Annotated in this window: 28 protein-coding genes and 1 tRNA gene; 14 read left to right on the top strand and 15 right to left on the bottom strand. The window is 68.2% G+C overall.

All coding sequences use genetic code 11. The annotated features are described in order from the left end of the window. Positions 1-8: 8 nt before the first annotated feature. Positions 9-1,382, top strand: coding sequence for an SPOR domain-containing protein (locus ABLE38_RS01565; protein ID WP_348972410.1), 1,374 nt, complete (start codon positions 9-11; stop codon positions 1,380-1,382). Positions 1,383-1,459: 77 nt separating this feature from the next. Here the strand turns inward: ABLE38_RS01565 and ABLE38_RS01560 are convergent, their stop codons facing one another. Next, positions 1,460-2,200 (bottom strand): siderophore-interacting protein, encoded by a 741-nt coding sequence (locus tag ABLE38_RS01560; RefSeq protein ID WP_348972409.1) that lies wholly within the window; start codon positions 2,198-2,200, stop codon positions 1,460-1,462. Continuing rightward, positions 2,200-2,898 carry a class I SAM-dependent methyltransferase gene (locus ABLE38_RS01555; protein ID WP_348972408.1) on the bottom strand — a complete coding sequence of 233 codons (699 nt, stop codon included), beginning with the start codon at positions 2,896-2,898 and terminating at the stop codon, positions 2,200-2,202. Before ABLE38_RS01555 ends, ABLE38_RS01560 begins: the two co-directional genes overlap by 1 nt. 131 nt (positions 2,899-3,029) lie before the next feature. Here ABLE38_RS01555 and ABLE38_RS01550 point away from each other — a divergent pair, with 131 nt between their 5' ends. The 4 genes from ABLE38_RS01550 (at position 3,030) to ABLE38_RS01535 (ending at position 4,820) form a co-directional block, all read left to right on the top strand. Next, the gene (locus ABLE38_RS01550; RefSeq protein WP_348972407.1) at positions 3,030-3,851 is read left to right on the top strand and encodes a helix-turn-helix transcriptional regulator; all 822 of its coding nucleotides are present in this window, start codon (positions 3,030-3,032) and stop codon (positions 3,849-3,851) included. 53 nt (positions 3,852-3,904) lie between these two features. Beyond that, positions 3,905-4,090: a hypothetical protein gene (locus tag ABLE38_RS01545; RefSeq protein WP_348972406.1), complete on the top strand. Its 186-nt coding sequence runs from the start codon at positions 3,905-3,907 to the stop codon at positions 4,088-4,090. Further along, positions 4,087-4,473 (top strand): DUF1801 domain-containing protein, encoded by a 387-nt coding sequence (locus ABLE38_RS01540; RefSeq protein WP_348972405.1) that lies wholly within the window; start codon positions 4,087-4,089, stop codon positions 4,471-4,473. The genes ABLE38_RS01545 and ABLE38_RS01540 overlap by 4 nt, the downstream gene beginning before the upstream one ends. Positions 4,474-4,613: 140 nt before the next feature. Continuing rightward, complete coding sequence (locus ABLE38_RS01535; RefSeq protein WP_348972404.1) at positions 4,614-4,820, top strand: hypothetical protein; 207 nt, start codon at positions 4,614-4,616, stop codon at positions 4,818-4,820. Here ABLE38_RS01535 and ABLE38_RS01530 read toward each other — a convergent pair. The 6 genes from ABLE38_RS01530 to ABLE38_RS01505 all read right to left on the bottom strand — a co-directional run bounded on the left by ABLE38_RS01530 (position 4,771) and on the right by ABLE38_RS01505 (position 9,111). Further along, positions 4,771-5,226, bottom strand: a complete 456-nt coding sequence (locus tag ABLE38_RS01530) for a winged helix DNA-binding protein (protein WP_348972403.1) — start codon at positions 5,224-5,226, stop codon at positions 4,771-4,773. The genes ABLE38_RS01535 and ABLE38_RS01530 overlap by 50 nt on opposite strands. Before the next feature lie 30 nt (positions 5,227-5,256). Next, positions 5,257-5,763: a hypothetical protein gene (locus ABLE38_RS01525; RefSeq protein WP_348972402.1), complete on the bottom strand. Its 507-nt coding sequence runs from the start codon at positions 5,761-5,763 to the stop codon at positions 5,257-5,259. Positions 5,764-5,778: 15 nt separating this feature from the next. Continuing rightward, a complete protein-coding gene (locus ABLE38_RS01520; RefSeq protein ID WP_348972401.1) occupies positions 5,779-6,138 on the bottom strand; it encodes a hypothetical protein in 360 nt (119 codons plus the stop codon). Positions 6,139-6,198: 60 nt separating this feature from the next. Then, positions 6,199-6,756: a helix-turn-helix transcriptional regulator gene (locus tag ABLE38_RS01515; RefSeq protein WP_348972400.1), complete on the bottom strand. Its 558-nt coding sequence runs from the start codon at positions 6,754-6,756 to the stop codon at positions 6,199-6,201. Positions 6,757-6,809: 53 nt separating this feature from the next. Next, positions 6,810-7,997, bottom strand: a complete 1,188-nt coding sequence (locus ABLE38_RS01510; RefSeq protein ID WP_348972399.1) for a dihydroorotase — start codon at positions 7,995-7,997, stop codon at positions 6,810-6,812. Between the two features lie 124 nt (positions 7,998-8,121). Next, complete coding sequence (locus ABLE38_RS01505; protein ID WP_348972398.1) at positions 8,122-9,111, bottom strand: aspartate carbamoyltransferase catalytic subunit; 990 nt, start codon at positions 9,109-9,111, stop codon at positions 8,122-8,124. 109 nt (positions 9,112-9,220) lie between these two features. Between ABLE38_RS01505 and ABLE38_RS01500 the strand changes: the two genes are divergently transcribed. Both ABLE38_RS01500 and ABLE38_RS01495 read left to right on the top strand, forming a co-directional pair. After that, positions 9,221-9,751 carry a hypothetical protein gene (locus ABLE38_RS01500; protein WP_348972397.1) on the top strand — a complete coding sequence of 177 codons (531 nt, stop codon included), beginning with the start codon at positions 9,221-9,223 and terminating at the stop codon, positions 9,749-9,751. Between the two features lie 65 nt (positions 9,752-9,816). Further along, positions 9,817-10,641 (top strand): hypothetical protein, encoded by an 825-nt coding sequence (locus ABLE38_RS01495; protein ID WP_348972396.1) that lies wholly within the window; start codon positions 9,817-9,819, stop codon positions 10,639-10,641. A 35-nt stretch (positions 10,642-10,676) separates the two neighbouring features. On the opposite strand, the gene ruvX is transcribed toward ABLE38_RS01495, so the two are convergent. After that, positions 10,677-11,141 (bottom strand): Holliday junction resolvase RuvX, encoded by a 465-nt coding sequence (gene ruvX, locus ABLE38_RS01490; RefSeq protein ID WP_348972395.1) that lies wholly within the window; start codon positions 11,139-11,141, stop codon positions 10,677-10,679. 155 nt (positions 11,142-11,296) lie between these two features. Between ruvX and ABLE38_RS01485 the strand changes: the two genes are divergently transcribed. Next, positions 11,297-11,491 carry a hypothetical protein gene (locus ABLE38_RS01485; protein ID WP_348972394.1) on the top strand — a complete coding sequence of 65 codons (195 nt, stop codon included), beginning with the start codon at positions 11,297-11,299 and terminating at the stop codon, positions 11,489-11,491. 23 nt (positions 11,492-11,514) lie between these two features. On the opposite strand, the gene ABLE38_RS01480 is transcribed toward ABLE38_RS01485, so the two are convergent. Beyond that, a complete protein-coding gene (locus ABLE38_RS01480; protein WP_348972393.1) occupies positions 11,515-12,624 on the bottom strand; it encodes a DUF3089 domain-containing protein in 1,110 nt (369 codons plus the stop codon). Positions 12,625-12,828: 204 nt separating this feature from the next. On the opposite strand from ABLE38_RS01480, the gene gatC reads away from it, so the two are divergent. The 3 genes from gatC (at position 12,829) to gatB (ending at position 16,277) form a co-directional block, all read left to right on the top strand. Further along, positions 12,829-13,116 carry an Asp-tRNA(Asn)/Glu-tRNA(Gln) amidotransferase subunit GatC gene (gatC, locus tag ABLE38_RS01475; RefSeq protein ID WP_348972392.1) on the top strand — a complete coding sequence of 96 codons (288 nt, stop codon included), beginning with the start codon at positions 12,829-12,831 and terminating at the stop codon, positions 13,114-13,116. Then, positions 13,113-14,597 carry an Asp-tRNA(Asn)/Glu-tRNA(Gln) amidotransferase subunit GatA gene (gene gatA, locus ABLE38_RS01470; RefSeq protein WP_348972391.1) on the top strand — a complete coding sequence of 495 codons (1,485 nt, stop codon included), beginning with the start codon at positions 13,113-13,115 and terminating at the stop codon, positions 14,595-14,597. The genes gatC and gatA overlap by 4 nt, the downstream gene beginning before the upstream one ends. A 174-nt stretch (positions 14,598-14,771) precedes the next feature. Beyond that, entirely contained in the window at positions 14,772-16,277 is a 1,506-nt protein-coding gene (gatB, locus tag ABLE38_RS01465) for an Asp-tRNA(Asn)/Glu-tRNA(Gln) amidotransferase subunit GatB (RefSeq protein WP_348972390.1), read from the top strand. Here gatB and ABLE38_RS01460 read toward each other — a convergent pair. Then, positions 16,274-16,723: a hypothetical protein gene (locus tag ABLE38_RS01460; protein ID WP_348972389.1), complete on the bottom strand. Its 450-nt coding sequence runs from the start codon at positions 16,721-16,723 to the stop codon at positions 16,274-16,276. The genes gatB and ABLE38_RS01460 overlap by 4 nt on opposite strands. Next, the gene (locus ABLE38_RS01455) at positions 16,720-17,628 is read right to left on the bottom strand and encodes an acyl-CoA desaturase (protein ID WP_348972388.1); all 909 of its coding nucleotides are present in this window, start codon (positions 17,626-17,628) and stop codon (positions 16,720-16,722) included. The genes ABLE38_RS01460 and ABLE38_RS01455 overlap by 4 nt, the downstream gene beginning before the upstream one ends. A gap of 86 nt (positions 17,629-17,714) precedes the next feature. On the opposite strand from ABLE38_RS01455, the gene ABLE38_RS01450 reads away from it, so the two are divergent. Continuing rightward, positions 17,715-18,032 carry a metalloregulator ArsR/SmtB family transcription factor gene (locus ABLE38_RS01450; RefSeq protein ID WP_348972387.1) on the top strand — a complete coding sequence of 106 codons (318 nt, stop codon included), beginning with the start codon at positions 17,715-17,717 and terminating at the stop codon, positions 18,030-18,032. Between the two features lies 1 nt (position 18,033). After that, positions 18,034-18,660 carry a peptidylprolyl isomerase gene (locus ABLE38_RS01445; RefSeq protein WP_348972386.1) on the top strand — a complete coding sequence of 209 codons (627 nt, stop codon included), beginning with the start codon at positions 18,034-18,036 and terminating at the stop codon, positions 18,658-18,660. Here ABLE38_RS01445 and ABLE38_RS01440 read toward each other — a convergent pair. The 3 genes from ABLE38_RS01440 to ABLE38_RS01430 are packed head-to-tail and all read right to left on the bottom strand — an operon-like array spanning position 18,657 to position 19,776. Continuing rightward, a complete protein-coding gene (locus ABLE38_RS01440; protein WP_348972385.1) occupies positions 18,657-19,385 on the bottom strand; it encodes a Crp/Fnr family transcriptional regulator in 729 nt (242 codons plus the stop codon). The genes ABLE38_RS01445 and ABLE38_RS01440 overlap by 4 nt on opposite strands. Positions 19,386-19,397: 12 nt before the next feature. Next, entirely contained in the window at positions 19,398-19,580 is a 183-nt protein-coding gene (locus tag ABLE38_RS01435) for a hypothetical protein (RefSeq protein ID WP_348972384.1), read from the bottom strand. A 16-nt stretch (positions 19,581-19,596) separates the two neighbouring features. Further along, positions 19,597-19,776, bottom strand: coding sequence for a hypothetical protein (locus ABLE38_RS01430; protein WP_348972383.1), 180 nt, complete (start codon positions 19,774-19,776; stop codon positions 19,597-19,599). A gap of 145 nt (positions 19,777-19,921) precedes the next feature. Here ABLE38_RS01430 and ABLE38_RS01425 point away from each other — a divergent pair. Then, positions 19,922-20,006 (top strand) — tRNA-Leu (locus ABLE38_RS01425). The last annotated feature ends 12 nt before the right edge of the window (positions 20,007-20,018 follow it).

Genomic DNA, 20,018 nt, shown 5'->3' with positions numbered 1-20,018 from the left:
ACAATGCAATGAAGACCCGTAGCAAGCTCCTGATCGGTCTTTCGGCGCTCGCCGCCGGAAGCACGCTGGCGGCCGGCATCGCGACGCAGGGCTTTGCGCTCGCGGCGTTCGCGAGCGACGCGCCTAATGCCAAGAAGGCGGTCCAGGAGGCCGATGCCGCGCGCAAGGCGATCGCCAAGCGCAAGGCGGCCGATGCCGTGGCGCATGCCGAGGCCGCCGTCGCCAACGACCCGCAGAACGGCGACTATCGCGCGCTGCTCGGCCAGGCCTATCTGCTCTCGGGCCGCTTCGCCTCGGCGAACCAGGCGCTCGGCGACGCGCTGACGCTCAACCCGGGCAATGGCAGCGTCGCGCTCAACCTCGTCCTCGCCAAGATCGCCGGCGGCGACTGGGCGGGCGCGCGGGCAATGCTGCAGAGCCACCAGGATTCGATCCCCGCGAGCGACCGCGGCCTCGCCTTCGCGCTGGCCGGCGATCCCGTCACCGCGGTCCAGATCCTCGAGCCCGCCGCGCGCGCCGAGGATGCCAACGCCAAGACCCGCCAGAACCTGGCGCTGGCGCTCGCGCTGTCGGGGCGCTGGGCGGAGGCCAAGCAGGTCGCCTCGGTCGACGTCGCGCCGGACCAGGTCAACGATCGCATGCTCCAGTGGGTGAACTTCGCTCGCCCGACCAACGCCTATGACCAGGTCGCCGCGCTGCTCGGCGTGACGCCGGTGCAGGATGGCGGCCAGCCGCAACGCCTGGCGCTCGCGCAGCAGAACGTCATGCTCGCCGCCGCCGCGACCCAGCCGGTGCAGACCGTGCCGACGCAGGATCCGGTCGATACCTATATGCCGGGCGTGCCCGCGGGTGCGCAGGCGGCTGCCGCCGAGGCCGCGCCCGCCGTCGCGGCTGCCGCTGCCCCGGTCGAGGTCGCTGCGGCTGCCGAGGCCAATCCGGTTGCCGGCACCAATGCCGGGGTCGTGTTCGGCCCGCGCGCCGAAGTGGTGCAGGCGGTGCCCGTCGCCGCCGTCCGCGCGCCGGTGCCGGTCGCCGCCGTCGGTGCGCGTGCGCCGCGCGTCGCCATCGTCTCGGCCAAGCCGGCCAAGGGCAATTTCTACGTCCAGCTCGGCGCCTATGCGAACCCGGCGGTGGCAAAGGACGCCTGGGGCCGCTTCGGCAACCGCGTTCCCGCGCTTTCGGGCCAGACTCCGTATGGCGCCAAGGTCTCGACCAAGGCGGGCAATTTCTATCGCCTGTCGGTCGGCGGCTATGACCGCAGCGGCGCCGACGCGCTGTGCCGCCAGGTGAAGGCCGGCGGCCAGACCTGCTTCGTCCGCACCGGCGCCGGCGACGCGCTGGCGAGCTGGGTGAAGCCGGGCGTGCGCGTGGCTTCGCGCTAAGAGTTTCCCTCTCCCATCGGGAAAAGGAAAGGCCGGGGCGGCGACGCCCCGGCCTTTTTCGTCGTGGCGGCAAGGGCTTAGTCGAGCCCGGTCTTTCCCGGCGCCCAATAGGCCTTGGTGATCACGCGCGCCGGGGAGACGCCGTCGCGCTTGAGGGCGTGGCGCAGGCGCTGGACGGTGCCGGCCTTGCCCGCGAGGACGAAGGACGCGCCCGAGGCGACGAGATCGGGGAGGGCGGCCTCCATGCGGGCGAGATGCGCGTCGCCCGCGCTGCGCGGGTACAGCGCGATGTGCGCGAGGCCGAGCTGCTCGGCGGCCCGGCAGGTGCTTTCGGCATCATCGACTTCGAAATGGCTGGCGACGGCGCGCTCCTTGCGGGCGAGCGCATAGGCGAGGCCGATCGCGGTCTCGTCGCCGAACACCGCCAGCGGGCCGGGCAGGCGCCCGGCGTCGAGCGAGCCGCGCGGGCCGAGCAGGTCGCAGGCGTCGCCCGGGCGGGCACCGCGCACCCAGGCGCTGCCAGGACCCTCGCCATGCGCATAGCCGAGGATGCAGGTGCGCCCGGCCACGGCATTCCACTCGATCGGCGTGTAGGTGCGCGTCTGGAACGCCGAGCCCATCGACACCTGCAGCTTCTGCCCCGGGGTCCAGGTGATGCCGGCAAGGGCGGGGCCTTCGATCGTGATCAGGCGGAAGCGGTCGCTCAGCTCCTCATTGGCGATGATCGCGGCGGGCTTCATCAGCAGGCGGAGCAGCGCCTGGCTGATCCGGCCTGGCCTGGCCGCGGCGGGTCGTTCGGGGGAGTCGGGGGCGAGCATCAGGCGGCGATCCTTACGGTGAATTCGTTGCCGCGGCCCTCATCCACCGGGAGGGGCTGCGAGACATAGCCATTGGCCGGGTTGCGGACATAGTCCTGATAGGCGGGGTCGAAGGCGTTCTCGCCGAGGATCACCGCGCCGGGCGCGAGGTGCGGCTCGATCAGCTTGAGCACGGGGAGGTAGAGCGAGAAGGCGCCGTCGACGAGCAGCAGGTCGACCGGGCCGCCGGGATCGGCGAGGGTCTCCAGCGCATTGCCCTCGCGGATCTCGACCAGGTCGGCGAGGCCGGCGGCTTCGAGATGGGCGCGGGCGCGGGCGGCCTTGGCCGGTTCGATCTCGCTGCCGATCAGCATGCCGCCGCCATTGTCGCGCAGCGCAGCGGCGAGGTAGATCGCCGAGACGCCCATCGACGTGCCAAACTCGACGATCCGCTTCGCGTTGCGGGCGCGGGCCATCGCATAGAGGAAGCGGCCGAAGACCGGCGAGACGGCGAGGAAATTGCCGGCATAGCCACGATAGACCGCGGTCAGGTCGGCGCGCTCCTCGGCGAGGATATTGGCGACCAGCGCGTCGATATTGCCGTCCTGCGCCTCGACCTTGTCCATCATCGCGCGGAAATGCGCCTCGTCGGTGGCAGTGGCTTCGCGATGGAGCGTTTCGAGGAGGCCGGCTACCGGCGCGTCGGTCAATGTCGTCACTGTCTTCCCTTTCGTGCGGCCGCTCTCGACCGCGATGTTGCAAAGTGATAATCGCTCGCAACAACGGCGTCATTCCGAAGGTTGGACAGAATGTTATCCAAAACGGCCAGTTATCGCAGAAGGGCCTGGCCATGCCGATCCTGACCAGCAAGGCCGACAAGGAGAGCTGGCTCGATCCCGACGAGGTGCCGCGTCCGGTGGTGACCTATGGCGCGGCGATGACCGATGTCGGGGCGTTCGAGCTCGAGCCGCACCGGCATCGCAAGGGGCAGGTGCTGCTCGTCCATCGCGGAGCGCTGACCTGTGAGGTGGAAGGCGGGCTGTGGATCGTGCCGCCGCGCAGCGCGGTGTGGATCCCCGGCGATGCGCTGCACAGCATCAAGGCGACGGGGCGGCTGGAGGGGTACAATGCCTTCGTCGCGCCCGAGGTGGCGGCGAACCTGCCTATGACCTGCTGCGCGATCTCGGTGACGCCGCTGCTGCGCGAACTGCTCGTCCGCTGCGCGCATTTGCCGGTGCTCTATGAGGAGAGCGACGCGAACGGACGGATGGTGGCGGTGCTGCTCGACGAGCTGGCGCACGCCCAGGTCGAGGACCTCCATCTGCCGATGCCGAGTGATTCGCGGCTGCGCCGGATCGCCGAGGCGATGCTCGCCGCGCCGGCCGACCGGGGCACGCTGGATGTCTGGGCGAAGCGGGCAGGGCTGAGCGAGCGGACGCTGGCGCGGACGATCCTGCGTGAGACGGGGATGAGCTTCGGGCGCTGGCGCCAGCAGCTCGGCGTGATGCTGGCGGTGAAGTGGCTATCGGGCGGCAGCTCGATCCAGCAGGTGGCGGCGAAGCTGGGCTATGAGAGCGTGCCGAGCTTCGTGACGATGTTCCGCAAGGTGCTGGGCACCTCGCCGGGGCGCTACATGGCCGAGCGGCATTCCGCCGCGGGATTGACTCACTGATAACTGAGTGGTTATGAGAAATCATAGCCCAATGGTTATTTGAGAGGAGTGCCATGCTACGCCAGATCCACCGCTGGAGCGGTTTCGTGTTCAGCATCGCCGCGATCGTGAACATCGTCGCGGTGATCCTGAAGAGCAATGCGCAGTGGCTGGGGCTGCTCGCGGTGATTCCGCTGCTGGTGCTGCTGCCGACCGGGCTCTACATGTTCGCGCGGCCCTATCTGGCGAGGAACGCATGACCGAGAAGACGCCCTCCGAGCTGATCGACGAACGCATCGCGGCGCTGGGCGACTGGCGCGGCGAGACGCTCGCCCGGTTGCGCGCGATCATCCACGCGGCCGATCCGCAGGTGGAGGAGACGTGGAAGTGGCGCGGCGTGCCGGTGTTCGAGCATGCCGGGATTATCTGCACGGGCGAGACCTACAAGGCGGCGGTGAAGCTGACCTTTGCCAAGGGCGCGGCGCTGGCGGACCCGACCGGGCTGTTCAATTCGAGCCTCGAGGGAAATGTCCGCCGCGCGATCGATTTCGCGGAAGGCGCTGAGATCGACGCAGCGGCGCTGACGGCGCTGATCCAGGAGGCGGTGGCGGCGAATCTGGCGAAGCCGGCGCGGAAGAAATAGGGATTCACCCGGGCTTGCGGTCCGGCGCGTGGCGTGATGGGTTCAAAACGGCACAAGCGCGCGTTTTCGGCAGGATGCGCGCGGACATAGTGCTGATATCTGATCGACGCCGGCCCCGGCTGAAGGAAACCCGACCCCCCATGGAAATTGCGCATGAGATCGAACTGTGCCGGCGGGCGATCGCGATTGGCGAAGAACTGATTCGCGTCGCCGAGTCGGTCGGCCAGCCGCTGGCCGCCGTCCATATCGGAACCGGCATCGACATCCTCAGCGCGCATGTCGACCTGGCGGAAATGGTCAGCACGTCTCCAGATATGCGCGGAGCGATTGATCGCCTTTCGGAGTAAGGCGCATCAATGCCCGGCGCCGGTCATGCAGATCGGGGATCCGCTGCACCAGGCCGCGCTCCTCGAGCAGGCTGAGCCAGCGAAGCGCGGTGGTGGGCGGCGTGTTCGCGCCGATGCAGGCGCTGGTGACCGACACCTGCTTGCCCATCTCCCCGGCAATGAAGAGATCGAGCAGGATATCCCATGCGGGTTCGCCGAAGAGATCGGCATTGCCCTTGAAGAAATGCTCGCGCGAGCGCCGCAGGTCGTAGAGCGCCCGGGCGCGGTCCAGCGCGGAGATCCCGCCGCGGGCGATCGCGCGATCCAGATGCTCGGCCTGCAGCCCGTCGGGTTGCTCGCCCGCAACCAGGTCGCGCGCGGCACGAAACAGCGCGTCGTCTTCGTCTCGTTCAGGAGAGTCGGGCATTGCCGTCCTCCTCGATCTGGTCGGCGGGCGCTAGGCTCCGGCGCGCATCGGCGCATAGGAGGGTTCGGCCCATGACGGGTCGGCGCCGTTTGCCGAGACGCGGCGCAGATGGCGATAGGTCGCGAAGGCTAGCAGGATCAGGATCGGGTAGCTCGCTATGGCATGCGTCGCCGCATAGACGACCGGCTTGATCGACGGCGCCAGCCAGACCGATATGTGGCCGAACACGCCGAATCCCTGCATCGCGCTCATCCAGAGCGGCCAGAAGCGGTCCGCATGCAGCGCGAGCGCCACCAGCGCGACGAACATGCTGAGGTCCACCAGGAAGATCCCCGCATGGACCGAACCGAACACCCATGACTTGTCCGGCGCCACCAGCAGCGTGAACAGCGTGGCGAGCAGGATGATCACCGCGGCGATGCGCTCGGGCGCGCCGCCCTTCCACAGTGCATAGGCCGAGCTCCCGGCCAGGAGAAAGTAGAAGAGCATGACGTGCCACATGCCGACACCGGACCACGCGGGGTCCGGGCCGGTCAAGCCTCAACGAGAACATCAGCCGCGCGAAGCGGCAAGGCGGATTGCCGGCTCGCTCGGCGCGGAGCCGCTTTCGCCCGGGCAAAGATACTGGTCGCCGAAAGCGACGCTTTCCATCCCGAGCTCCTTCTGCACCTCGGCATAGCGGGCATGGGCCTGGACGACGTGCTGGCGCGCCTGGACCATCAGCTCGAAGGCCTTGGCGGCGTGGCGCAGGGCTTCCTGGTCGACGGACGCGGGCAGCTTCGCATGCGCCCTGGCGGCCATCATGGTCATCGGCAGGCGGCCGCCGCTGGCAATCGTCTCGTCAATCTGCCCCTCGAGCATGAGCAGGTCCGCGGCAATCATCTGGCCGGCTTCGATAATCTGTTGGCGCATAAATCCCCCTTCGCGCCGACGCATGCCGGCGCGTTTCGCTGTCAGTGGGTGAGAAAGGCTCTAGTGCGAGCCGCTATATCGGACGGCGAGCGCCAGATAGAGGCTCGCCGTGAGGATCAGCAGGGCGATGCCGGCGCCGATCCAGAACAGTCTTGCGGTACGGTCTAGGTCATTCCGCATTCTCCCCGGGGTAGGGAAGGGGAGCGAAGGCCAGAGCGATGCCGCGGGAGGGTGAACCGCCTCCATCGGCGCCGGAAGCTCCGGCAGGGTCGCGTCTCGGTCTTCGTCCGGCTTCCCGAACGAGGGGTTTGATGGACCGGCGCCGGTGCCTGCCGCCATTCCACCGGATTGACTACTCAACATTTGAGGGGGGCGGCCGCCTTCGTACGCGAGGAAGGCCCGGGCCGCCTCCATCCGATCCGACACCGCCAGCGTCGCCAGCGCGCCGCGGATATGCTCGTCCACCGTATGGCTCGAGATGCCGAGCTCGCGCGCGATCCGCTTCGAATTGGCCGGCGCAGCGACCAGGCGCAGGCATTCCTTCTGCCGCTCGGTGAGCCGATCAAATGCTGAGGAATCCATAGACTTGTGCGCCACCCTGCGGCGCAGATGCGCCAATGCATCCGCTTTAGCGGGGCTTGGCCGGCTCGTGAACCACCGGCGATGCGGTTCTATTCGATCTCGCGCCCGCCCTTGAACACGCGGTGGACCTTGCCCTGGACCGGCAGCCCGTCGAACGGGGTGTTGCCGGCGCGGGCCTTCAGCTTGGTGCTGTCGACGATCCACGGCGCCTCAGGATCGAACAGGATGACGTCGGCGGGCGTGCCGGGAGCGAGGGTGCCGGCGTAGAGGCCGAGGATGCGCGCCGGGTTGGCGGCCAGCAGTTCGAACAGGCGTTCCATGCCGAGCAGCTCCTCGCGGACCAGGCCGAGCGAGAGCGAGAGCAGGGTCTCGGCGCCCGACATGCCGTCCTCGGCATCGGTGAAGGGCAGGCGCTTGCCCTCGGGCCCGCGCGGGTCATGGCCCGAGGCGATCACGTCGATCGTGCCGTCGGCTAGCGCGGCGCGGACGGCCTGGCGGTCGGCATCGCTGCGCAGCGGCGGCGAGAGGCGGGCATAGGTGCGATAGTCGCTGAGGTCGATGTCCGAGAGCAGCCAGTGCGCGGGGGTGACGCCGCAGGTGACCTGCACGCCGCGACGCTTGGCCTGGCGGATCAGGTCGAGCCCCGCGGCGGTGGTGACCTGGCGGAAATGGAGGCGCGCGCCGGTATCCTCGGCGAGCATCGTGTCGCGCGCGATCGCCAGCGCCTCGGCGATGGCGGGCGCGGCGGGGAGGCCGAGCAGGGTGGCGGTGAGGCCTTCAGTCGCGACCGCATCGCCGGCGAGGCCGCCATCCTCGGCATGCGCGATCACGGTGAGGCCGCAGTCCTGCGCATAGGCGAGCACCTTGCGCATCACCCCGGCATCGGCGATCCAGCGGCGGCCGGTGGCGACGGCCTTGGCGCCGGCGCCGGCGTTGATCGCCATCTCGGCGAGGTCGCTGCCCTGAAGCCCGCGCGTGGCGGCGGCCAGCGGGTGGACCCACAGGTCCGGCTTCCCCATCAGCGCGGCGCGGCGGATGATGCCGGGATCGTCGAGGATCGGCGACTGATCGGGCATCAGCCCGACGCGGGTGATGCCGCCGGCGCGGCAGGCGGCGCGATCGACAGCGAACACGCCGAGATCGACGATGCCGGGGGCGAGGGTGAGGCCCTTGCCGTCGATCCGCTCGGCGCCGGGGGCGGGGGAGGCGATGGTCTCGCCGTCGAAGGCGAAATCGCCGGTGAAGCCGACGGGCTTGATGTTCTCAAAGATCTTCATTCTTCGTCACCCCCGCGAAAGCGGGGGCCCAGCTCCTTGGGGCACCGCCAAATACGACCGTTGTGAAGCGGGAAAGCAGAGGAACTGGGTCCCCGCTTTCGCCGGGATGACGGTAACATGTGCGTCATGCCCAGCCCTCCACGCCGCGCTCGGCTCGGGTCAGGACGTCGAGGCAGGCCATGCGGACCGCCACGCCCATCTCGACCTGCTCGGTGATCGCGCTGCGCTCGGGATGGTCGGCGACGGAGGAATCGATCTCGACGCCGCGGTTCATCGGGCCGGGGTGCATGACCAGCGCGTCGGGCTTGGCGCGGGCGAGCCGCTCGAGCGTGAGGCCGTAGCGGGCATGGAACTCGCGGCTGGAGGGGATGAAACCGCCGGCCATCCGCTCGTTCTGGACGCGGAGCATCATCACGACGTCGGCGCCCTCGAGCGCGGCGTCGAAATCGGTGTAGGGCGTGACGTAGAGCCCCTCGATCGCGGGCGGCATCAGTGTGGAGGGGGCGACGACGCGGACTTCCGCACCCAGGGAGGTCAGCGCCAGCATGTTCGAGCGGGCGACCCGGCTGTGAAGCAGGTCGCCGCAGATCACCACGCGCTGGCCGGCGACACTGCCGCGGCGGCGGCGGATGGTGAGCGCGTCGAGCAGTGCCTGGGTGGGGTGCTCGTGCCAGCCGTCGCCAGCGTTGAGCACCGGGCAATCGACCTTGTCGGCGATCAGCTGCACCGCGCCCGAGGCCATGTGGCGGATAACGATCACGTCGGCGCGCATCGCGTTCAAGGTGACCGCGGTGTCGATCAGCGTCTCGCCCTTCTTCACCGAGCTTTGCGCGGCGTGCATGTTGACCACGTCCGCGCCGAGCCGCTTGCCCGCGATCTCAAAGGAGAGGAGCGTGCGGGTGGAATTCTCGAAGAAGGCGTTGATCTGGGTGATGCCGTCGAGCCGGCGATCGTTGCGCGCGCGGCTGCGGTTCGCCTCGATCCATTGCTCGGCCTCGTCGAGCAGGAACATGATCTCGTGCGGCTGGAGCCCCGCAATGCCGGTGAGGTGCCGGTGCGGGAAGACGGCGCGGCCCTGTATCTGGGCTGCGGGGCGATGATCTGAGGCTTGCATTAAAGCCGTCGCCTAGACCTGCGGGAGCCGGGGCGCAAGGTTCAGAGATGCGGTTTGACGCCTATCCTGGGTCGCATGCTATTCCGGTGCCGATAGGGAGGGTGTCGCCATGCTCGGAGTCCTGCAGATACTCGGCGCGATCGGGGGGCTGGCGGCGCTCGGCTGGCGGCTGTTGGACGAACTCTCGGCCTATTTGCGCATCTCGCTCTCGGTGAGCGTCGAGAAGGGCTGGGTGCTGCTCGGCACGACGGTTGAGAACAAGGGTTTCCGCGACAAGCGGATTTCCAACGCGTTGCTGGTGATCGGCCCGGAGGATGAATCGCCGATCGCCACCGTGAATGCCTTGATCCAGCAGAACGGCGATCCGCGAAAATGCGCATATACCAACGACTTCGCGCGGATCGACCGGCACCTGGCTGAGGGAGACCGGATGGTGATCCCGCTGCCTTATTATTTCGGCGAGAATATCGCGGTGGCCGACGAGACGCTGAACTATACCGCGCCGGTTTCGACGGACGCGCTGGCGCCGAACCTGCCTTACGCGGTTCGCTTTTTCCTGTTCGGGCCGAACCGCCTGCATCGATCCACGCAGAACTGCTTTGTCGTGGTGCCGCCGGCGGAGCCGGGGCCCGCCGCCTGAGTCTCGCGACTGCCGCAAAACGTAGATAGGTGGAGGCCCGCTTAGCGTTTCGGGGGGAGCGTGGCGTGCAGGGGTGGTGGGCTTCCTTTGTCGGCTGGATGACGCGCGATCCGGCGTGGTGGGCGGCGTTTCAGGTCGGGGCGCTGTTCTTCGCGCTCGGGCTGGTGTGCGTGCTCGCGCTGCTGCCCTGGTGGCTCGCCCGGGTGGAACGGGCGCGCTGGCAGCCGATGCGGCGCATGCTCGCGCTGGCGGCGCTGCAGGCGCACCGCGATTGCGGGGAGAATGTCGTGGCGCTGTCGCGCGAATTCTTCCGGGAGAATGGCGCGGCGCCGCTCGAGCGGCTGATCCGGGCGCGGCGGGCGATCGAGCTGCAGGCGGCGGGTGCGGCGCGGTTCGCCCGGCTGGTGACGGTCTATGCGCCGGCGGGCGACAAGCGGCATGCGGCGCTGCTCGCCGATACCGCGGCGCTGGTCGGGCTGGCGGAGGACACGCTGGCGGGGCTGGCACGGCTCTATCTCGCGCAGGCGACCGTGCGGGTGGGAGCCAATGCCGTGCATGGCGACGACGCGCTGGGCTATGCGCCGGCACACCCCGTGTCGCTGGGGTTCGTTGCGGAGATGACGGCGCTGGCGGACGGGTTTGCCGAGGCGGCGGGCGCGCATCGTGGGCGAGTGGAGGCCGTGCTGGGCCGGCGGGCGCGGAAGCGTGCGCGGGCGGATCTAGAACGGATCGGCGCGGATGTCGCGATGCTCGGCGCGGACGTGCGGCGCTTCTGCGCGCGGCTTCAGCCGGTGGATGCCGATTGCACGACCTACAAGATGCGGGAGCGCGGCGAGCGGGTGGCGCGGACGCTCGACGGGCTGATCGCCCGGTTCGACCGGCGCTGGTGAAGCCTTCTCGTTCCCCGGCCTTTGCCGGGGAATCGCTAGCTCACATTCACCAGCGCGTCGATCGCCGCCTGGAGGATGTGGGCTGCGGCCATGTTGTCGATCATCTCGGCGCGGCGGGCGCGGCTGAAATCCTGCTCGATCAGCGTGCGCTCGACCGCGACGGTGGACCAGCGCTCGTCCCACAGCAGGATTGGCAGGCCGAGATCGTCCATGTTGCGGGCGAAGGCGCGGGTCGACTGGGTGCGTGGGCTGTCGGTGCCGTCGAGGTTGAGGGGGAGGCCGATGACGAGGCCCTTGACCTGCTGCGCGGTGATCAGCGCCTGGAGCGCGGCCTTGTCCTTGGAGAATTTGGTGCGGCGAACCAGCTCGGCGGGGCTGGCGAAGCTCCAGCCGGCGTCGCACAGCGCCGTGCCGATCGTCTTGGTGCCGACATCGAGGCCGATCAGGCGGCCGCCGGCGGGGAGCGTGGCGCGGAAGTCTGCGGATACGGTGGTGATCACGTGCTTCCTCTAGCCCCAATCTCCTTCCTTGCGAAAGTCGGGATCTCAGGCACGGAATATCGCGCGGCGCCACGGAATTGTACTGGCAAGCGAGGCGACGTGCTGCCTACACTTCCAATATTGTCGAATGACGCTCTCGCGGAGGATTCCTTATGATGGAAGCGCTTACCAACTATTTCCGGCAGAACGGCGACAAGACCGTGAAGGTAACCTTTCACGACGACGGCACCATTTCGGGAATGCTGACGGCGTTCGACGAGCGCGGCATCGCCTTGGAAGGGCAGCCCCCGGTCACCGGCCTGCGGCTTATACCCTGGACGGCCATCGCGATCCTCGACCTAGGCAAATAAGATATCGGCGGCGGATCTGAGCCTCAGAACGGCCAGAGCTTGCGCCTGGCCTTCAATCGCCGCTCGGCATCGGCGCGGACATTGGCCCAGAACAGGCTGTAGTCGAACACGTGATAGTTGTTGCCGGGCAGCACATAGGGGCCGAGGTCCGGTGGATTGGCGCCGATCAGCAGCACCCCGCGGCCATCGCAGCGGGCGGAGACGAGGTTCTTCTGGAGCACCGCGCTGGTCAGGTCCTTGCTCGGCATCAGCCCGCCGAGATTGGCCTCGGCGGACGCGCTGTCGTTCGGCTTGCCGGTGATCGGGTTGGTGCAGACCATCGGCGTGCCCTTGCGTGGCTGGCCGGTGAAGCCGCTGGTCTGGTCGAACGTGTCGAGGATCAGCGACGGATCGGCGGGCTCGGCGAAGCTCTGCCAGGAGAGGATGCAGCCGCTCTCGTCCGGGCCCGAGCAGGCGGGCAGGCCCATTCTGGGCAGGTCGGCGGTGATCGAGACGGGCCAGCCGACGACATAGGCCGCGACGACTCGCTTCGCCAGCGGCGTGCCGGCGACGCGCTCGGCGAGCAGGCGGGTGAGGTGGAGCGCGCCCTGGCTATGGCCGGCAAGGATGATCGGGCGGTTGCCGGCTTCCTTGAGGAACTGGTCGAACGCCGCTTCGACGTCGCGATAGGCGAAGTCGAGCGCCTGCTGGGCCTGGGTCTTGGAGGTGAGGAAGGCGCCGAAGGTCGCCTGGCGGTAGCGCGGCGCCCAGACCAGGCCGGTGGAGTTGAACGCGCTGGCCTGGCCGCGCAGGAACAGCTCGGCCCGGGCATTGGCGGCAGCGTCGTTCAGCGGCGCGTTCCACTGCGAGCGGTCGAGGAACGAGGTGGGGTGGATGAAGAACACCGCAGCCGGCGGATTGTCCGCGGGCTTGAAGCCGGCGGGCGTCCATAGCGCCGGGTTGCCGGGCTTGTCGGGCCGGGCGAGCCAGAGATCGGCCTTGCTATAGTCGCCGGGCGCGGACAGCTTCGCCACCTCGACGCCGGGCACCATTGCCTGGCGGAGCAGCTCGACGCCCCAGAGGCGATAGGCGAACATGGCAGCCGTTGCGAGCAAGATGAGTCCTACGACGACATAGAGGAACTTCCGGGCCAAGCCCATTCTCCATTGTGCAATGCAGCATAAAGCCGCTTTGTTGCAATCGCATTCCCGTGGGGCACGATTTCGCCCGATGCAACCGCGATTGCGGATCGGGCCATTCTGGTCGAGATGCGGCAGGTGTGGCTTGGCGACCCGCAGGGGCGGCCTTTCAAGCAACCGGTGCTTGAAGGCGGGAGGCGTGGCTGTTAGGCGCCTCCCATGTCCGTCGATACCGCAACCGTGAAGAAGGTGGCGAGCCTCGCTCGCATCGCGATCAGCGATGCCGATGCCGAGCGCCTCGCGCCCGAGCTCAACAACATCCTGGGCTGGATCGAGCAGCTCGGCGAGGTCGATACCTCGTCGGTCGAGCCGATGACCGCCGTGATCCCCAACAGCCTGCGCCTGCGCGAAGACGTGGTGACCGAAGGCGCCCAGCGCGACGCGGTGCTGCAGAACGCGCCGCAGGGCGAGCACGGCTTCTTCACCGTGCCGAAGGTGGTCGAATGAGCGACATTACCGATCTGGGCGTCGCGGCACTGCGCGACGGCATCCGCACGAGCAAGTTCTCGGCGCGCGAAGTGGCGGATGCGTTCATCGTCAAGGTGAGCCGCGCCAAGGCGCTCAACGCGTTCATCGTCGAGACCCCCGAGCACGCGATCGCCGCCGCCACCGCCGCGGACGAAGCCGTGGCGAAGGGCGAGACGCTCAAGCCGCTCGCCGGCGTGCCGCTCGGCATGAAGGACCTGTTCTGCACCAAGGGCGTGCAGACCACCGCGGCGAGCCACATCCTCGAGGGCTTCAAGCCGGTCTATGAATCGACCGTCTCGCAGAAGCTGTGGGATGCGGGCGCGGGCATGCTGGGCAAGCTCAACCTCGACCAGTTCGCGATGGGCTCGTCGAACGAGACCAGCTATTTCGGCAATGTGATCTCGCCCTGGCGGCGCGGCGGCGGCGACAATGCCCCGCTGGCCCCGGGCGGCTCGTCGGGCGGCAGCTCGGCGGCGATCTCGGCGCGGCTGGTGCCGGGCGCGACCGGCACCGATACCGGCGGCTCGATCCGCCAGCCCGCAGCGTTCACCGGCATCAGCGGCATCAAGCCGACCTATGGCCGCTGCTCGCGCTGGGGCGTGGTCGCCTTCGCCTCGAGCCTAGACCAGGCCGGGCCGATGGCGCGCGACGTGAAGGACTGCGCGATCCTGCTCGAGAATATGGCGGGCTTCGATGCGAAGGATTCGACTTCGCTCAACCTGCCCGTGCCGAAGTGGGAGGAGCTGCTCTCGGGCGACCTGCGCGGCAAGAAGATCGGCATTCCCAAGGAATATCGCCTCGACGGTACCCCCGCCGAGATCCTCGCGCTGTGGGACCGCGGCATCGAGTGGGTGAAGGATGCGGGCGCGGAGATCGTCGAGGTCTCGCTGCCGCACACCAAGTATGCGCTGCCGGCATATTACATCATCGCGCCGGCCGAGGCTTCGTCCAACCTCGCCCGTTATGACGGCGTGCGCTACGGCCTGCGCGAGCTGGCCGAGGGCCAGAACCTGCAGGGCATGTACGCGGCGACGCGCGCAGCCGGGTTCGGCGAGGAAGTGAAGCGCCGCATCCTGATCGGCACCTATGTGCTGTCGGCGGGCTTCTACGACGCCTATTTCACCCAGGCATCGAAGGTGCGCACGCTGATCGCGCGCGACTTCGAGAACGCGTTCGCGGTCTGCGACCTGCTGCTGACGCCGACGGCGCCGAGCGCGGCATTCGCGCTGGGCGACAAGTCGGCCGATCCGCTGGCGATGTACTTGAACGACGTGTTCACCGTGCCGAGCTCGCTGGCTGGCCTGCCTGCGATGAGCGTGCCGGGCGGACTGGACGCGGGCGGGCTGCCGCTCGGGCTGCAGATCATCGGCAGGCCGCTCGACGAGCAGGGCGTGCTCAATGCGGGCCTGGCGATCGAGCAGCGCGCCGGGTTCACGGCGCGGCCGGAGCAATGGTGGTGAGGGAATGATCCATTGGATCGACCTTCTGGGAAGCTTGGGCGACCTTTTAGGTAGCGCACGGCCTCCAAGGCGATCCGATGATCTTCCTGCCCGACGCCGAACCAAGTCCGTTGCCTCGCGACCCGAGCCGCGGATCAAGAACCGACTATTCAGACGTTCCGAGAGTGGACCAAAATGACTGACTCCACATACCGCATCCACGGCGAAACCGGCGAGTGGGAGGTCGTGATCGGCCTCGAAGTGCACGCGCAGATCACTTCCAACGCCAAGCTCTTCTCGGGCGCGGCCACCGAATTCGGCGCAGAGCCGAACAGCCAGGTCAGCCTGGTCGACGCCGCGATGCCGGGCATGCTGCCGGTGCCGAACCGCGAGTGCATCCGCCAGGCGGTGCGCACCGGCATGGCGATCGGCGCGGTGATCAACAAATGGTCGCGCTTCGACCGCAAGAATTACTTCTACGCCGATAATCCGCAGGGCTATCAGATCAGCCAGCTCTTCCACCCGCTGGTGGGCGAGGGGCAGATCGAGATCAGCCTGGACGACAAGGATCCCGAGGCCAACGTCAAGACGATCGGCATCGAGCGCATCCATGTCGAGCAGGACGCCGGCAAGATGATGCACGACCAGCATCCGTCGCGCTCGTACGTCGATCTCAACCGCGCCGGGGTGGCGCTGATGGAGATCGTCTCGAAGCCCGACATGCGCTCGCCGCAGGAAGCCGGTGCCTATTTCGCCAAGCTGCGCGCGATCCTGCGCTATGTCGGATCGTGCGACGGCAACATGGACCAGGGCTCGATGCGCGCCGACGTGAACGTCTCGGTCCGAAAGCCGGGCGCCGAGTTCGGCACGCGCACCGAGACCAAGAACGTCAACTCGGTCCGCTTCGTCATGCAGACGGTGGAGATCGAGGCGCGGCGCCAGGTCGAGGAGCTCGAAGCGGGCCGGCGGATCGTCCAGGAGACGCGGTTGTTCGATCCGGACAAGGGCGAGACCCGGTCGATGCGCTCGAAGGAAGATGCGCAGGACTATCGCTACTTCCCCGATCCCGACCTGCTGCCGCTCGAGCTGGAAGACGCGTTCCTCGAGGAATGCCGCGCCAGCCTGCCCGAGCTGCCCGACGCCAAGCGCCGCCGCTACGAGAGCGAGCTTGGGCTGAGCGCGTACAATGCCGCGACGCTGACCGCCGATGCGGACACCGCGCGCTGGTTCGAGGCTCTGCTCGCCGAGAGCGCGCGGGTGCAGAAGAAGGGCGAGAACGAAGTCGCGCGGGCGAGCGCCAACTGGCTGCTCTCCGACCTCTATGGCGGGCTCAACCGGCTGGGCAAGGGCCTGGACGAGAGCCCGGTGAGCCCGGAGGGCGGCGCCGAGCTGCTCGCGCTGGCGGCTGACGGCACGTTGTCCGGCCCGCTCGCCAAGCAGGTGTTCGAGATCATGCTCGAGACCGGCGAGCCGGCGGGCAAGATCGTCGAGGAGCGCGGGCTCAAGCAGACCAGCGACACTGGCGCGATCGAGGCGGTGATCGCCGAGATCCTCGCCAAGAATCCGGGCCAGCTCGAACAGTATCGCGGTGGCAAGGAAGCGCTGTTCGGCTTCTTCGTCGGCCAGACGATGAAGGCGATGGCCGGCAAGGCGAACCCGGCGGTGGTCAACGAGCTGCTGAAGAAGGCGCTGGCGGGCTAGATCCGCAGCGCTGCCGCGACCGAGAAGCCGGCGAGCGCGAGCAACAGCGCGAGGTTCCGGCGCGGTGCGCGCGACACGGTGGCGATGAGGTAGAAGGTCAGGCCACCGACGGCACCCGTCGCCGCGTAACCCGCGGCGACGCGCCACGCCTCGGGCGTCGGCTCGGACAAGGCGCCCACCACCGGGAGCAAAGCGCCGGTCAGCACACCGGCGGCCAGCGCGGTCCAGACGTTCTTCCGCTGGAAATACGCGGCGACGAGATAGAGCGGCAGCCCGATCACCGTGGCGATGAACCCGGTCACCACGAATATCGGGATGTAGATCATCGGCGTGGCGAAGGCGGGCGGGAAGACCGTTATCGTCAGCAGCAGCGCGGGCAGCGCCACCGACAAGAACAGCGCGAGGCAGCCGGGATTGTCGGCGGCAGGGGTGGCTTCCTCGCTCATGAATGCGCCTCGATTGCGTGCAGGCTTGCGCGCGCCGGCAGCGAGCCCGGCGTGCGCACATCCCAGGCCAGCCCCGCGCGTTCCAGCAGCCGGATGAAGACGAACCCCAGGTCGCTCTGGCCGGGATACAGCCCGATCCGCGCCGAGCCGGGAAAGGCGTGGTGGTTGTTGTGCCAGGCCTCGCCCATCGTGATCAGCCCAGCCCAGGAGACGTCATGCGCCTGCACGCCAGCATCGGCGACGATCCAGCTCTGCGGTCCGCGATTATGCGCGAGATGGCCGACCAGCCAATGGCCATGGACGCAGGCGAAGATCCGGGCACAGCCGCCCCAGACGACGAAGCCCCAGCCGCCGGCCCAGAAGAGCAGGGCGGCGATCGGCAGTTGCTGGAGCATCCAGCTTGCCTCGAGGAAGCGGTAGAACGGGTCGCGGCCGATGCGGCCCAGGTCGAAGCGCGGCGGGGCATCGAGCTCCAGCCGGCAATGGAGCTGCCACCAGGCGTCCTTCGCCATCGGATTGGCGTGACTGAGATAAGGGTGGCAATCGCTGCGGCGTTGGGCCCAGTCGCGCAGATCATGCGTGCGGATGATCGCCAGCGGGCCGCAAAGGCCCGCCTGCGCGCCGAACCAGACCAATACGCGCTCGAGCAAGAGCGCGCAGGCGAAGCTCTTGTGGATAAGCCGCCGGTGATAGCCGACCGAATGGCCGAGCAGCAGCGTCGCGCCGGTCGCAACTATGAACAGGGCGAGGGCGGCAGGCGTGAAGGTGAGGGGGCCCAGCGCCAATGTCGTCGCCATCATCCCGCCGTTCCAGAGCGACTGCGCCGGGGCCCAGCGCACGCGGCCCTTCACGGGGTCGGCGCCGGGCGTCTCGACGAGATGGTTCACTGCATGCGGATCGATCATGGTGCGACTCGCTAGGTAGTTAAGCAATTACCTAATTGCTCAATCGGGGCTGGCAGGCAATGAAGTAATTGCTTAAATAGCTTTTCATGCAACGCGTCTTCGAAGCCCTGTCGTCCACCGTCCGCCGCAAGATCCTGGCCTATCTCGCGCATGCCGAGCTGACCGCGGGCGAGATCGCCGCGCGGTTCGACATCTCCAAACCGGCGGTCTCGCAGCATCTCGCGGTGCTGGAGAATGCGGGGCTGGTCATCAGCGAGAAGCGCGGACAATATGTCCATTACCGGCTGGTGCGCGAGCATCTGGCCAATGTGCTGAACGACTATGTCCAGGAAGTCTGCCCGGTGTCGCGCCCGCTCAAGCGCGAAAGCGCACAATTGGGCGAGCAGGTCGAGGAGAAGGAATAGGATGCGCTGGATCGCCGTTTTTGTGCTGAGCCTGTTCGCTCTGCCCGCGCTCGCGCAGACCGCGCCGATGCCCGCGCCCGCTCCGAGCCCCGCCGTAGCGCTGCCCCGCGTCGCGCTCGCCACCACCGCGGGGACGATCACGATCGAAGTGGACAATGTCCACGCGCCGATCAGCGGCAACAACTTCCTGCGCTATGTCGACCAGAAGCGGCTCGACGGCATCACCTTCTACCGCGTCGCCAAGGTGCAGGATCATTGGGGTTTCGTGCAGTTCGGCGTGAACAACGTGCCGGGCAAGGTGCTGCCGCCGATCAAGCACGAGCCGACCACGCTGACCGGCATCAAGCACACCGATTTCACCGTCTCCACCCCGCGCCGCGCGCCGGGCACGGCGAGCGGGGACTTCACCATCGTGCTCGGCGACCAGACCTCGTTCGACGCGGATCCGAGCAAGCCGGGCGATAACCTTGGCTATGCCGCCTTCGCGCATGTGATCGACGGCAAGGACGTGGTGCTCAAGATCTTCGACGCGCCCAATTCGCCCACCGCCACGCTGCGCGGCTATTTCCAGGGCGAGATCCCCGCGGCGCCGGTGAAGATCCTCAGCGCGCGGCGGGTGAAGCCCTAGGCCGAGAGGCGCTTCGGCATCTGGAGATAGAGGTAGAGCGGGTCGAACTCGGCCAGCGATTCGAGGCCGGCGCGGTCGTGGATCGTCACCGTGCCGCTGCGGAACTCGGCGAGCCCGGCCTCGCGCAACTCGCGCAGCACGCGGTTCACGTGCACGCCGGTGAGGCCCAGACATTCGGCGAACTGGGTCTGGGTGATCGGCAGGCGGAAGCTCTTGCCCTCGGCGGCGCCGACCACGAGCAGGCGCGACTGGAGCTCGCAGAGCAGGTGGGCGGCGCGCTCGATGGCATTGCGCCGGCCGAGCGACACTTCCCATTCGCGGTGGATCGCCGCGTCGAGATTGGTCGAGAACCAGAAGGCGCGGGTGAGGTGCGGATACTTGTCCGTGATCTCGTCGATCTTCGCATGCGGCGCCCGCGCGATGCTGACCGGCGTGAGCGACAGCAGGTTGTGATCGAGATATTTGAGCGTGTAGCCGTGCAGGTCGGCGAAGTCGCCGGCGACATGGATGTGCGTGATCTGGCGCTGGCCGTCGCTCAGATCCTTGTAGCGCGCGAGCAGGCCGTCGAGCAGCAGGATCGAGCTGTTCAGCGGCTCGCCGCGGCGCACGATGACCTGCTCGGCAGGATAGTCGTACGGCCCCTGGACGAGGTCGCGAATGGCCTCCTCTTCCGACGCGCCGATTTCGCAGCGCAGCCGGAGCTTCCTGATATGTTTGTCGATCATGGGCGGCCAGGGTTACTGCTGGTCGGAGCCCTGGTTCTTCACCTCGCCTCCGGTCCCGCCGACGCCATCGGCCACGCCGGACGGCTCGAGTGGCGACCTGCCGTCACCGCCTTCGCCGCGCTTGACGGCGTCGGCGCGCGCTTCGACGACCTGCTCGAGATCGGAGCGCGGGTCCTTGCGATTGTCGTCGGTCATCTCGTGTCCTTTCCTGTCAGGCGATCGGCTGGCCCGGGCTGGGCACCGCGGGGGTGGCCGGCTCGGGGGCGGGCACGTCGATGTCCGGTGCCGGCGGATCGAACTCCGGCGGCGGGCTCGCCGGCTGGCCGGGCTGTGGCGCCGGTGGGGCTTCCGCAGGCGGCACGGTCGGCTGGACGGGCGGTTCGACGGGCACGTTCGATCTCCTTGTTTCGCTAGCTCAACGCCCTGGAACGCGATTGGGTTCAGTCGCGCCGGACGCCCTCCCGCCTTAAAGACTCCTGCGCCCTTGCGATGAGGCACCCGACTGCTATAGAGCCCGCCGACCGGCGGTGCCCTGTGCGGGCGTGGCGGAACTGGTAGACGCGCCAGATTTAGGTTCTGGTATCGAAAGGTGTGGGGGTTCGAGTCCCTTCGCCCGCACCAGCATCGCCGCTC

Source organism: Sphingomonas sp. KR3-1, from assembly GCF_040049295.1.
Taxonomy (GTDB): Bacteria; Pseudomonadota; Alphaproteobacteria; order Sphingomonadales; family Sphingomonadaceae; genus Sphingomonas.
The sequence above is the reverse complement of the archived record's forward strand: the minus strand, read 5'-3'. Positions and strand labels throughout refer to the sequence as shown.